This is a genomic window from Actinocrinis sp. (genome assembly GCF_035653575.1).
Lineage (GTDB): Bacteria > Actinomycetota > Actinomycetes > Streptomycetales > Catenulisporaceae > Actinocrinis.
The window spans coordinates 74,828-87,498 of record NZ_DASRBQ010000118.1; the positions used below are offsets into that span (position 1 = coordinate 74,828).

Sequence of the window (12,671 nt, forward strand, 5' to 3'; positions counted from 1 at the left end):
GGGACACAGCGCGGGCACGGGATAGGATGCCCACCATGAAAATCCTGGTTACCGGCGGAGCCGGTTTCATCGGCTCGGAGTACGTGCGCGGGCTGCTCGGCGGGGAACTCGACGGCAGTACCGACCACTCGGTGACCGTGTACGACAAGCTGACCTATTCCGGCAACCTGGCGAACCTCGCGCCGGTGGCCCACCACCCGGGTTACCGCTTCGTGCAGGGCGACATCAACGACGCCGCGTTGCTGGACCAGGTGCTGCCCGGTCACGACGCGATCGTGCACTTCGCCGCCGAGTCGCACGTGGACCGCTCCATCACCGGAGCCACCGCGTTCGTCGTCACCAACGTGCAGGGCACCCAGACGCTGCTGGACGCCGCGCGCCGCCACCACATCGCGCGCTTCGCGCACGTCTCGACCGACGAGGTGTACGGCTCGATCGACGAGGGCTCCTGGACCGAGACCTGGCCGCTGGCGCCGAACTCGCCGTACTCCGCCTCCAAGGCCGGCTCCGACCTGCTCGTGCTCGCCGCGCACCGCACGCACGGGCTGGACGCCGTGGTGACCCGCTGCTCCAACAACTACGGGCACTACCACTTCCCGGAGAAGATGATCCCGCTGTTCGTCACCAACCTGCTGGACGGCAAGCGGGTCCCGCTCTACGGCGACGGCGGCAACGTGCGCGACTGGCTGCACGTCTCCGACCACGTGCGCGGCATCCACCTGGCACTGACCAAGGGCCGCGCCGGTGAGGTGTACAACATCGGCGGCGGCACCGAGCTGACCAACAAGGAACTGACGGCGCGCCTGCTCGAGGCCTGCGGCGCGGACTGGGGCAGCGTGGACAACGTGGCCGACCGCAAGGGCCACGACCGGCGCTATTCGCTGGACATCACGAAGATCAGCACGGAGCTCGGGTACACCCCCCAGGTCAGCTTCGACGAAGGCCTGGCCCGCACCGTGCAGTGGTACCGCGAGAACCGCGCCTGGTGGGAACCACTCAAGGCGAAGGCGGCGCTGTAGTGGCGCGCTGGCTCGTCACCGGTGCGGCCGGGATGCTCGGCCGGGAAGTCGCCCAACTGCTGATCGGACCGGCGCACCCGCTGGGCGAGCCGGAGCGCGGGGAGACGCCGCGGGTCGACGCCGGGCTCGAGAGCGCGGGGCTCAAGGACGACGGCTTCGGCGAGGCGGTGCACGAGGTCGTCGCGCTGGGCCGGGCCGAGCTGGACATCACCGACCCGGACGCGATCAAGCGCGCGGTCGACGGCGTGGACGTCGTCGTCAACGCGGCGGCGTGGACCGACGTGGACGGCGCCGAGGCCCGCGAGGCCGACGCGACCGCGGTGAACGGGACCGCGGTGCAGAACCTGGCCTCCGCGTGCGCCGATTCCGGCTCGATCCTGCTGCACGTGTCCACCGACTACGTGTTCCCCGGCGACGCGACCGCGCCGATCCCGGAGGACGCGCCGAGCAGCCCGGTCAACGCCTACGGCCGCAGCAAGCTGGTCGGCGAGCAGGCGGTCCTGCAGACGCTGCCGGGCACCGGTTTCGTGGTGCGTACCGCGTGGCTCTACGGCGAGTACGGCAAGAACTTCGTCGCCACCATCCTGAACGCGGCCAAGCAGCGCGAGTTCCTGGACGTGGTGGACGACCAGCGCGGCCAGCCGACCTGGGCGCGCGCCCTGGCCACGCAGCTGATCGCGCTCGGCGGGGCGGCGCTGGCCGGGCAGGCCCCGGCGGGCGCGTACCACGGCACCTGTTCCGGCGAGACCACCTGGTTCGGCCTGGCCCGCGCGGCCTTCGAGCTGTCCGGCCTCGACCCGGAGCGGGTGCGCCCGACCACCAGCGACAAGTTCCCCCGCCCCGCCCCGCGTCCGGCCTACAGCGTGCTCGGCCACGAGAAGTGGGCCGCCGCCGGGCTGCCGCCGATGCCGGACTGGCACCTGACGCTCGCCGAGTTCCTGCTCGGCACGAGCTTCTGACCGCGCCGGCGCCCAACCCAAACCACTCGGGAATAAGGACCCTCAGATGCCGAGCATCGACATCATGATGCCGTACTACGGCGATGTCGCGATGATGCAAGCAGCGGTGCGCAGCATCCTGGCGCAGGACGATCCGGACTGGCATCTGACCGTGGTCGACGACGGCGAGGCGGCCGGGGTGCCCGAGTGGTTCGCCGCGCTCGGCGACCCGCGGGTCAGCTATCAGCGCAACCCGGTGAACCTCGGGGTGACCGGCAACTTCCGCAAGTGCGTGGAGCTGGCCAAGCGGGACCGGATGGTCATGATGGGCAGCGACGACCTGATGCTGCCCGACTACGTGAGCACCGTCCGGCGGCTTGAGGCGCTGGCTCCGGGGGCCGGGATCGTGCAGCCGGGCGTGGAGGTCATCGACGAAACGGGCCGGGTGATCGGCGGCGGTCTTGTGGATTCGGCCAAACGGCGGATCTACAAGCCGAAGGGGCCGGGCCCGCACCGCCTGCGCGGCGAGGAGCTCGCGGTGAACCTGCTGCGCGGCAACTGGCTGTACTTCCCCTCGATCTGCTGGCGCACGGACGCCGTCGCCGCGGTGGGCTTTCGCGAGGACCTCGAGGTGATCCAGGACCTCGACATGATCATCAAGCTGGTGGAGCGGGGCGAGGAGCTGATCGCCGGCGACCACGTGTGCTTCCAGTACCGGCGGCACCTGTCCAGCGAATCGGCGAAGCAGGCGATCGACGGCAGCCGGTTCGCCGAGGCCCGTGCCTTCTTCCTGGAGACGGCCGATCACCTGGACTCGATCGGCTGGGCCGAGGCGGCGGCGGTCTCGCGCCGGCACCGCTCGGCCCGGCTGCACGCGCTCAGCCTGGTGCCCGCGGCACTCAAGCAACGCCGGATGGACTCGGCACGGCAGTTGCTGCGTTACGCGGCCTCCCCGAGCAAGCGCCTGAGCGCCTAACCAGGGCGAGGCCGCGTTACCGCCGGGGGCGCGTGTTACCGCCTGACGAGCGCCAAGAAGAGCGTGAGGAAGGCCCGGCCGAGATACAGCATCGCCTTGAACGGCGACTGGCTCGGCGTGCCCATCTGCCGCTCGCGCATCGCCACCGGGATCTGGCTGACCCGATAACCGAGCCGCAGCGCGCGTACCAGCGTCTCGACGGTGTCACCCAGGTACTCGACCGGGTACCACTCTGCGAACAGGGCGATCAGTTCGCGGTTGCACGCCCGGAATCCCGAGGTGGTGTCGGTCAGCCTCGTGCGGGCCAGCCGGGAGAGCACCCAGGACAGCATGGTCATCGCCCACCGGCGCGGACCGCGCACCCGGTAGTCGCCCTCGCCGGCGAAACGTGCGCCGATGACGAGCGAGGATGCCGACAGCGCGTCGATGAGCTTCGGGACGTAGGCCGGATCGTGCTGGCCGTCCGCGTCGACCTGGATCGCCACGTCGTAGCCGTGGTCGCGGGCGTACCGGTAGCCGAGGCGCATCGCCCCTCCGACGCCGAGGTTGTACGGCAGCCGGACGGCCACCGCGCCCGCCTGCCGCGCCACCGCCGCGGTGCCGTCCGTGGAGCCGTCGTCCACCACCAGCACGTCCACGAACGGCAGCGCGCCCTGAATTTCCGCGATGACGCTGCCGATCGACTCGGCCTCGTTCCAGGCCGGGACGATGATCAGCACCCGCTGGGTCTGGCGCGCGCCCGCTCCCACCGCGGCCTCGGCCACGGTGCCGAGTTCCTCGGCGTGCAAGGTATCGGTCACGACGCCGAACGCTCCTCGGTCCGCTCGCTCTGTTCGTCCATGCGCAGCCGCAGCAGCGCGATCTCCTCGGCCAGCACCCGCGTCTCGTCCTCGAGGCGGCTGGCCTCCCAGCTCAGGTGCAGGCACACCAGCAGCAGGAACATCACGCCGAAGAACAGCACCAGGCTCACGCCGTTGGCCACGCCGAACGCGATCGCGACGTGGTTGAGCGCGGTCGGGAACAGGCCGAGGCCGAGCACGATGACGCCGACGAAGATCCAGAGCACCGCGTACTTCTCGCGCAGCCGGCGCCGCCGGACGAGTTCGAAGATGAAGCCGAGGAACAGCAGCGCCGTCGCCCCGGTCAGGATCGTCAGATTCATCGCTCCTCCTCTCTGACGCCGGATTGTGTCATGAGGGCGGGCCGGGTTTCGAGCGCGGCCACCCCACAGTAGGGCGACGATGGGCCTCCCGGCGGTTGCGCATGCCCCGCCAGGGGTTCCCGAAGCGCATCGAGACGGAGTCTGGATGAATCAGACGGGAGAACACGCCTAAACTGTCGCAGCCGACCAAAGGGGGTGGGCGTCTGCTTCCGACACGAGGTGCCACCGACATGGGATCACAAGTGCTGGTCCGCTGGGCCCGCTCGCTGCCAGGCCAACTGCCCAAGCAGCGCACGGCCCCGGATGAGGCACCCAGCGCCGCCAAGCGCTTCTCCGCCCGCGACCCCCGCCTGGTCGGCGGGCTGCTCGCCGCTGCCTGGGTGCTGCCGGTGATCACGCACCTGCTGCACATCGACGCGGTGTTGATCGTCGTCATCGTGTACCTCACCGGCGGCCTCGTCCGCATGGGCGGCACCGTCCTCGACCGGCTGATGGTCACCCTGGGCCTGCTGGCGGGCACCGCCATGGCGGCCGGCATCCCGTTCTCGTTCTGGCCCTTCGGACTCAACCCGATCGCGGTCGGCGGCACCGCGCTCACCGTGCTGCTGGCGATCGGCGTCACGCTGCGGCGCCGCCCGCGCTGGCCGCGCCGGGTGCTGGGCAGCGACCTGCCGCTGCTGGCCGCGTTCGGCATCGCCTCGGCCGTGGCGTACGGGCCGCTGTGGTTCCAGAACGCCGGGCACCGCCTCGCCTTCGCCGCGCTGACCGGCGACCGGACCCGGCACTTCAGCCTGTTCGACTCGATCCACCGGCTCGGCGGCTACACCTACCTGATGCAGGGCAAGGCGCGCGGCGTCGTGGACCCGGGCATGCTCGCCGTTTATCCGCCGGGCCAGCACTTCACCTACGCGCTGCTGGACATCTTCGTCACCTCGCACACCGATCCGGGCAGCCCGACCGCCGAACTGATGCGGTACGAGGTGTACACCTGCCTGGGTTACGGCTTCTTCGTGCTGTGCGTGGCCTGGGGCGCGCGCTGGGTCGCCGGTCCGGCGCTGGCGGGATGGCGGCGCACGTTCATCGTCGCGGCGATCGCCTCGTTCCTGTCCACCGGCGTGATGACCACCTCGATCTGGTGCGGCTGGGACCCGCAGATCTTCGGGATGGGGCTGCTGGCGCTGATCACGGCGTGCGCGCTGCGGCCGCCGTCGAGCGGCAGGCTGCACATCGTGCTGATGGCGGCGCTGACCGTCGCGATCTGCCTGACTTATGAGCTGTTCGCGCCGTTCGCCGCGCTGATCGTCGTGGTGTCTGCGGTGTTGTACCGCAAGCGCTGGCTGCCGCACTGGAAGCTGGCGGTGGGCGCGGCGATCGTGGCGATCCCGGTCTCGCTCTCCGAGGTGCTCTCCGCGAAGCAGAGCGGTTTGCAGTCCTCGCAGGCCGCGCTGGCGATCGGCTTCACGGTGCCGATGACGCAGCAGAGCCTTGCGATCATCGGGCTGCTCTCGGTGGTCGGTTTCGCGACGCACGCCGCCAGGCGCCGGCCTACCGCGCTGGCCGCCTTGGCGAGTACCGCATTCTGCGGGGCGGCGGTGCTCGCGTTCTGGGCTTATCAGACCACGACGATCCACACCACCTCGTATTACTTCCAGAAGGCGGTGCAGGCCTGGGTCATCATCGCGCTGGTCGGCATCGGAACCGCCGGGCATCTGCTGCGCCGGCCGAAGCTGCCCGGCCGCGGCGTGGTGGGCGCGGCGATCGGCTGCGTCGCGATCCTGGCCGGGTTCGTGGCTACGGACAGCTTCTACTACGGCCCGCTCAAGTTCAGCTACCTGAAGATGAAGCCGGGACGGCACACCACCTGGGCCCGGGTCTGGGGCAGCGGCGAGCACATCTTCCCGTCGGATCGCAACGCGATGGACACCCTGCTGTCGCGCGGCCTGCTCGGCGACGGGGTGCCCACGCTGACCGTCTGGCAGGACCACACCCTGGAGAACATCAACCTCTCGCTCGTGATGGCGACGCTCAACCACGACGACGGGTCGATCTCACCGCAGATCTATCAGCTGAACGAGGCGCCGAACCTCGGCGCGACCGCGGACGCCGGATGGACCGCGGATCAGGACAAGAGCGTGACCGCGCTCGAGGGCGTCCTCGCACAGTCCTCGACTCCGCTGCGCGTCATCGTCGGTAACAGCACCCTGGCGGACAAACTCGATCAGTGGAAAGCGCAGCACCCTGACAGCGGGCTCAAGGACGTCCTGCTGATCCCCAACCTCGGCAACTAGCAAGCACCCGGCGGACAAAACGCAGGCCGCGCCGTTCTTGGAACGGCGCGGCCTGTATGCGTCTTCTTCGATTACACGCCGACGGTCTCGTGCACGCCCGCGAACAGGTCGTCCTCGGGGAGCGTCGTGTCCACGAGCGATCGAGCTAATTCGAAGTCCTCGGTCGGCCACGCCGCGCGCTGCACGTCCATCGGGACGCCGAACCACGGGCCGTCCGGGTCGATCTGAGTGGCGTGCGCGAGCAGCGCTTTATCGCGGATCTCGAAATAGTCGCCGCACGGCACGCGCGTGGTGATGTGGCGTTCCGGCCGGTCGCCCCACTGGTCGATCCAGCCTTCGTAGGGGGACTTAAGCCCGCGCTCGATCATCGCGTTGTGCAAGGCCAGCACCCGCGCCTTGGAAAAGGACTGGTTGTAGTAGAGCTTGAGCGGCTGCCAGGGTTCGCCGGCCTCCGGGTACCGGTCCGGATCCCCCGCGGCATCGAAGGCCTCGACGGATACGCGGTGGCACTGAATGTGGTCCGGGTGCGGGTAGCCGCCGTCCTCGTCGTACGTGGTCACGACGTGCGGGCGGAATTCCCGCATCAGCTTCACCAACGGTGCCGCCGCGGTCGTGACGTCCTGGAGGGCGAAGCAACCTTCCGGCAACGGCGGCAGCGGGTCGCCCTCCGGCAGCCCGGAGTCGACGAATCCGAGCCAGGCCTGGTCGACGCCGAGAATGCTGCGCGCTGCCTCCATCTCCGCGCGACGCACGGCGCGGATATTCGCAGCAATGTTCGGATCATCCTTCAGGCGCGGGTTGAGAACGTCCCCGCGTTCCCCGCCGGTACATGTCACCACCAGCACATTTACGCCTTCCGCGACGTAACGTGCCATGGTCGCCGCGCCCTTCGACGACTCATCGTCAGGATGTGCGTGTACTGCCATCAGCCGGAGCCGCTGATCCACGGGCCGGTCTCCTCGTCTGAACGGTTCCTGTCGTTCGCCGTGGTAATAGTCACGGCAGCCTCTATAGTGGCGGACGAGTGTGTTTGGCGCCGCAACATATAGCGTCCGACACCCGTCGGTAACACAGCACCGCCCGGTCGCGCATAATTCCCGATTCCCGGCACCCCGAGGGAACAATGACGGACACCATCAGTTCAACGCCCGAGCCGCCCCGGCCACAGCCGGGCTCGGAGCCGTTGCGCCCGCAACAGCGCTTCCGGCTGCCCGACCCGCAGTCCTCCGCCACCGGCAACACCGGTGACCGGCCCGCGACTCAGCCCGCAAACCCGCAGACCCCGTTCGGCCGCGCCGCGGCCGCCTCCAGCGGGGGCGGCCCGACCCAAGGCGGCCGGCCCGGCGCACCCGGATCCGCGCGCCTGGACAGCTCCCGAACCGCGATGACGCCGCCGGAAGGCCGCTATGGCGAGAAGGGCGGCATGTCCGGGCCGAGGAAGGTCGGTCTCGGCATCGTCGGCCTCGCCGTACTCGGCGGCGTGGGCGGCTATATCGCCTGGCAATTGTCGCATCCGGACATCCAAGGCACCGTGACCAGCTTCAACGCCACCACCGCCACGTCGGTCATCGTGACCTTCGAGGTGGACAAGCCCGCGGACAAGTCCGCCACCTGCACCCTGGTCGCGGTGGACGGGCACGGCACGGTGGTCGGCACGGCCTCGGTCCCGATTCTGTCCGGGCGCGCGAAGAACGTGCAGACCTACACGCTGCAGACCACCACCACGGCGAACACCGTGACGGTGCAGACCTGCAAACTGACGGGCTGAGCCGGTCGGCTGAATAACAGTTCGCTGCGTATTGTCGGCGACGCTTGGTAGCCTCGTAGTTTCGCGGGTATCCGATCCGACGGCTACCCGACTATCCGTTTGACGCTACGAGGAGCATCCGTGACCCAGACCAGCGACAACGCCACCTGGCTCACCCAGGAGGCGTACGACCGGCTGAAGGCCGAGCTGGAGTACCTCCAGGGTCCGGGCCGTACCGAGATCGCGAAGAAGATCGAGGCTGCCCGCGAGGAGGGCGACCTACGGGAGAACGGCGGTTACCACGCCGCCAAGGAGGAGCAGGGTAAGCAGGAGGCCCGCATTCTCCAGCTGCGCCAGCTGCTGGAGAATGCTCAGGTCGGTACGGCGCCCTCGGTCTCCGGCGTGGCCGCGCCCGGCATGGTGGTCAAGGTGGCCTTTGACGGGGACGACGACGACACGCTGGAGTTCCTGCTCGGCTCGCGCGAGGACGCCGGGGCCGCGATCGAGGTGTACTCGCCGCAGTCGCCGCTCGGTTCGGCCATCAACGGTCGCAAGATCGGCGAGAGCACCGAGTACGAGCTGCCCAACGGCAGGACCATGGCGGTCAAGCTGCTGTCCGCCGAACCGTACGCCGCCTAGCGGTAGCCCGAAGCGGCCGGCCCCGGCCCGACGCAAGCGCGAGGCGTCGGGCCGGGGCTGTCATCTTGATACGACACTGTTGATACGACACTGTGGTCCAGGGCGCGATCTTGACAAAGTGATCTGGACAGAGCGATCCGCGGACGGTGTCGACAGTCGTCCCCTCTCGGCGGGAAAACCGGGCAGAGCTCTAAAGCCAGCCCTTCTCCTGCGCGATACGCACGGCTTCAGCGCGATTGCGTGCCCCGGTCTTCTGAATGCACGCGGACAGGTAGTTGCGCACGGTGCCTTCGGAAAGGCTCAGCTTTTCGGCGATCTCCGCGTTCACGGAACCGTCGGCAGAGGCGGCGAGCACGTCCCGCTCCCGGCTCGTCAGCGGGTTGATCCCGTCGGCGAGCGCGGCGGCGGCGAGATCGGGATCGATCACCCGCTCGCCGGCCAGCACCCTGCGCACCGCCTCGGCCAGGCGGGCGGCCGGGGCGTCCTTGACCATGAAGGCGGCCGCGCCGGCCTCCATGGCGCGGCGCAGGAAGCCGGGCCTGCCGAAGGTGGTGAGCACCACGACCTTGGTCTCAGGGTGCCGCTTGCGCAGCTGCGCCGCGGCGCTCAGGCCGTCAAGGCCGGGCATCTCGATGTCGAGCAGCGCCACGTCCACGCCGCCGAGCGCGTCCACCGCGTCGACCACCTCGTCGCCGCGGCCGACCTGCCCGACGACGGTCATGTCCGGCTCAAGGTCGAGCAGGGTCGCCAGCGCCTCGCGGATCATCGCCTGGTCCTCCGCTAGCAGGACCCTGATACGTTTGTCCTGGTCGCTCCCCGGATTCGCGCTCCCCGAATTCACGGCCCAACCTTAGCCGACAGTCACCGTACCGGGAGGGTGGCGGCGACCCGGAATCCGTGCGGGCGCGTCGGCCCGGCGCTCAGCGTGGCCGAGAACGGGGCCAGCCGCTCACGCAGGCCGGTCAGGCCGTTACCCCAGTGCTCGGCCTGTTCGGCGGGCTCGGCGAGCGCCGCGGCCGCGGAAGCGTCGAGCGCATCGGAGCCGTCGACCGCGTCAGGGGCCTGCTCCGGGCACGGCCTGGCGCGACCGTCGTCGACCACTTCGAGCGTGACCGTGGCCTCGCCGTCAACGCGCGCCTCGATGAGCCGCGCCCGGCACCAGGTGGCGCCGGAGTGCCGGACCACGTTGGTCACCGCTTCGCGCAGGCACCAGGCGAGCGCCGCCTCGGCCTCCGGTTCGAGCGTGCCAGAACGGCGCAGCAACGCGGGGTCGACCTCGAAGGAGATCTGTGCGGCCTCGAGCGCGGTGCGCGCGGAGACCGTCTCGACGGCGAGCGTGGCCCGCCGATAGCCGGAGACCGCCTCCCGGATGTCGGCCAGCGCCTGCCGGGAGACCTGTTCGATGTCCGCGACCTGCTTCTCCGCGGCCGCGGCGTCCAACGGGATCAGCCGCCTGGCCAGCTCGGCCTTGAGCGTGATGGTCGCCATCGAGTGCCCGGCCAGGTCGTGCAGATCGCGGGCCAGGCGCAGCCGCTCCTCGTTGACCGCCAGATGCTTGACCTCCTCGCGGGCCTGGTGCAGCTCGCCGATCAGGCCGCGCATCCGCCGCACACCCATCACCGCGAAGCAGGAGAAGAACGAGGGCAGCACCATCCAGGCCCAGGTCCCGGTGTCGACCTTGAGCAGGACGCCTTCGAGCACCATGGCGCCGGTGGCCGCCGCGCCGCCGATCAGCGCCCAGCGCCGCTCCCCGCCCAGCGGGAGCATCGAGCCGCAGACCGCGGAGACGTAGATCCACAGCGCGATCCAGGTCGGGGTGCACAGGATCGGCAGCCCGACGGCGAGGGCGATCAGGATCCCGAGGTAGACCGTCGCCCTGCGGTCCCGGTTCCAGCGCAGGTGGTCGTGCTCCCACGCGGCGCGGCTCGTGATGGTCAACCGGGTGTAGATGTAGCAGAACAGCCAGAACCCGGTGATGCCCAGAACCTGCTGCCAGAGCGCGTACCGCTTGTTGAAGTTGTCGACGAGCGGGATCAGCAGATAGATCAGCCAGACCCCAGCCCACAGCCATCCGGTCCGGGTGCGTAACCCGAGCCGGATGGCTGCGTCGTCCTCGCGGACGTTGCGGACTTCGCCGCTCATGTGCGCCGGCCGCCCCTGCTCAGCCGGCGTCCACGCCGCGGCGGTACATGCGGGCCGCCAGGACGCTCGCGCCGACCGTCCACGCGATCAGGATCGCGATCCCGCTGCTCGGCACGTGCGTCCCCGTGATCACGTCCTGAGCCAACTGCCGCACCTGGTAGGTCGGCAGCGCCTTGCCCACTTTCTCCAGCACCCCGCCGCCCAGCGGGAAGAACTGCCCGCCGAGGAAGGAGCCGCCGACGTACACCAGGATCGTGACGATCTGCACCGAGTCCTGCGGGACCCCGTAGCCGATCGCGATGCCCAGCGCGGTGAAGGCAAGAGCGCCGGCCCACAGCACCAGGAACGCGGCGACCCACTTGGCCGCGCTCAGGTGCACGCCCATCGAACCGCCGACGATGAACACGATTGCGATGGCCGGGACGGTGATCAGCGTCGCCGAACCGATCTTGCTGATCACATAACCGTTGCCGGGCAGGGCGGTCAGCCGCAGCTGCCGGATCCAGCCTTCCTTGCGCTCGGTCGCGATCTTCTGGGCGTTCGTGGTGAGCGCAGCGCCCAGAGCACCGAAGGAGGCGTAAGCGATCAGGAAATAGGTACGCAGGCTCAGGTGCGTGCCTTCCACCATCTTGTTGCTGTTGGCGGTGCCCGCGGTCAGCAGGAAAAGCACGGTCGGGTAGAGGATGGTGAAGAACATGACGCGGCGGTTGCGCAGCGCGCGCAGGATCTCCAGCCGGGTCAGGGCGATCACGCCGGTCATCGGGCGTCCTCCACTACTTCCGCGTGCGCGTCCGCGCCATTGTCCTGCTGGGTGATCGCGACGAAGGCCTGCTCGAGGCCCAGCGCGGTGATCTCGATGTCCTCGGGCCGGTAGCCGGCGTCGATGATCGAGTAGAAGGTCTTGTCCGAGTCCGAGGTCTGGATCTGCACCCGGTCGTTGAGGACGTCCAGCGACACCACGTTCGGCAGCATCAGCAGCTGGTCGCGCGAGACCCCGGGCAGCCGGAACGAGATGCGCTGGAAGCCGGCCTGCGCCTTGATGTCCGCGACGGTGCCGTTGGCCAGCAGCCGGCCCTTGTTGATCACTATCACCTGGTCGGCGATCTGGTCCGCCTCCTCCAGGTAGTGGGTGGCGAACAGGATCGTCTTGCCGCGCTCGGCCTGCGCCTTCATCGCGGCCCAGAAGATCTGCCGGTTCTCCACGTCCATGCCGGTGGTCGGCTCGTCGAGCACGATCAGGTCGCTGTCCCCGGCGATGGCGATGGCGAACCGCACCCGCTGGGTCTGGCCGCCGGAGAGCTTGTCCGCCTTGCGCTCGGCGATGTCCGCGATGTTCGCCCGCTTGAGCACCTCATCGACCGGCAGCGGCCGCGGGTGCAGCTTCGTCATGAGGGTGAGCAGTTCGCGCACGGTCACATCGCTCAGCAGTCCCCCGGACTGGAGCATCGCTCCCACATGGCCGGCCATGATCGCGTCATGGGGCGCCTTGCCGAACACCCGTACCGTGCCCGAGGACGGCTTGCGCAGGCCCAGCAGCATGTCGATGGAGGTGGACTTGCCCGCCCCGTTGGGCCCGAGGAACGCCACGGTGCGGGCCTGCGGGATCTCGAGGCTCAGCTCGTTGACCGCCTTGACCTGCCCGTAGTGCTTTGAGACGTTCTCGAACGTCACCGCGGCGGACCCCGGCCCGCCGCGTACTCCCGTAGTCATCTTCAGTCCCGTCGTCGAATCCCCTGGGCGTTCGGCCTGTTCCGTACGCC

13 protein-coding genes are annotated in these 12,671 nt (G+C 69.4%); 6 read left to right on the forward strand and 7 right to left on the reverse strand.

Annotated features, from left to right (window positions below; genetic code table 11):
• Positions 1-35: 35 nt before the first annotated feature.
• Genes rfbB through VFA06_RS16755 form a run of 3 tightly spaced genes read left to right on the forward strand, consistent with a single transcriptional unit; the run spans position 36 to position 2,933 of the window.
• Positions 36-1,019 carry a dTDP-glucose 4,6-dehydratase gene (gene rfbB, locus VFA06_RS16745; RefSeq protein WP_324841516.1) on the forward strand — a complete coding sequence of 328 codons (984 nt, stop codon included), beginning with the start codon at positions 36-38 and terminating at the stop codon, positions 1,017-1,019.
• Complete coding sequence (rfbD, locus tag VFA06_RS16750; RefSeq protein ID WP_324841517.1) at positions 986-1,978, forward strand: dTDP-4-dehydrorhamnose reductase; 993 nt, start codon at positions 986-988, stop codon at positions 1,976-1,978. Before rfbB ends, rfbD begins: the two co-directional genes overlap by 34 nt.
• A 46-nt stretch (positions 1,979-2,024) precedes the next feature.
• Positions 2,025-2,933, forward strand: coding sequence for a glycosyltransferase family 2 protein (locus VFA06_RS16755; protein WP_324841518.1), 909 nt, complete (start codon positions 2,025-2,027; stop codon positions 2,931-2,933).
• Positions 2,934-2,968: 35 nt separating this feature from the next.
• Here VFA06_RS16755 and VFA06_RS16760 read toward each other — a convergent pair whose 3' ends face one another.
• The gene (locus VFA06_RS16760) at positions 2,969-3,652 is read right to left on the reverse strand and encodes a glycosyltransferase family 2 protein (protein WP_349260215.1); all 684 of its coding nucleotides are present in this window, start codon (positions 3,650-3,652) and stop codon (positions 2,969-2,971) included.
• Positions 3,653-3,729: 77 nt separating this feature from the next.
• Positions 3,730-4,095: a DUF2304 domain-containing protein gene (locus VFA06_RS16765; protein ID WP_324841520.1), complete on the reverse strand. Its 366-nt coding sequence runs from the start codon at positions 4,093-4,095 to the stop codon at positions 3,730-3,732.
• 230 nt (positions 4,096-4,325) lie between these two features.
• Between VFA06_RS16765 and VFA06_RS16770 the strand changes: the two genes are divergently transcribed.
• Entirely contained in the window at positions 4,326-6,383 is a 2,058-nt protein-coding gene (locus VFA06_RS16770) for a hypothetical protein (RefSeq protein ID WP_324841521.1), read from the forward strand.
• A gap of 71 nt (positions 6,384-6,454) precedes the next feature.
• On the opposite strand, the gene mca is transcribed toward VFA06_RS16770, so the two are convergent.
• Positions 6,455-7,330 carry a mycothiol conjugate amidase Mca gene (gene mca, locus VFA06_RS16775; protein WP_324841522.1) on the reverse strand — a complete coding sequence of 292 codons (876 nt, stop codon included), beginning with the start codon at positions 7,328-7,330 and terminating at the stop codon, positions 6,455-6,457.
• A 176-nt stretch (positions 7,331-7,506) separates the two neighbouring features.
• Between mca and VFA06_RS16780 the strand changes: the two genes are divergently transcribed.
• Positions 7,507-8,151: a DUF4307 domain-containing protein gene (locus VFA06_RS16780; protein ID WP_324841523.1), complete on the forward strand. Its 645-nt coding sequence runs from the start codon at positions 7,507-7,509 to the stop codon at positions 8,149-8,151.
• A 120-nt stretch (positions 8,152-8,271) separates the two neighbouring features.
• Positions 8,272-8,769, forward strand: coding sequence for a transcription elongation factor GreA (gene greA, locus VFA06_RS16785; protein ID WP_324841524.1), 498 nt, complete (start codon positions 8,272-8,274; stop codon positions 8,767-8,769).
• Positions 8,770-8,959: 190 nt separating this feature from the next.
• Here greA and VFA06_RS16790 read toward each other — a convergent pair whose 3' ends face one another.
• From VFA06_RS16790 to VFA06_RS16805, 4 genes are read right to left on the reverse strand one after another with little or no spacing between them, the layout of a single operon-like run.
• Positions 8,960-9,610: a response regulator transcription factor gene (locus VFA06_RS16790; RefSeq protein ID WP_324841525.1), complete on the reverse strand. Its 651-nt coding sequence runs from the start codon at positions 9,608-9,610 to the stop codon at positions 8,960-8,962.
• Positions 9,611-9,630: 20 nt separating this feature from the next.
• Positions 9,631-10,911 (reverse strand): sensor histidine kinase, encoded by a 1,281-nt coding sequence (locus tag VFA06_RS16795; protein WP_324841526.1) that lies wholly within the window; start codon positions 10,909-10,911, stop codon positions 9,631-9,633.
• Between the two features lie 19 nt (positions 10,912-10,930).
• The gene (locus VFA06_RS16800; RefSeq protein ID WP_324841527.1) at positions 10,931-11,671 is read right to left on the reverse strand and encodes an ABC transporter permease; all 741 of its coding nucleotides are present in this window, start codon (positions 11,669-11,671) and stop codon (positions 10,931-10,933) included.
• Positions 11,668-12,621, reverse strand: a complete 954-nt coding sequence (locus VFA06_RS16805) for an ABC transporter ATP-binding protein (RefSeq protein ID WP_324841528.1) — start codon at positions 12,619-12,621, stop codon at positions 11,668-11,670. Before VFA06_RS16805 ends, VFA06_RS16800 begins: the two co-directional genes overlap by 4 nt.
• Positions 12,622-12,671 lie beyond the last annotated feature (50 nt).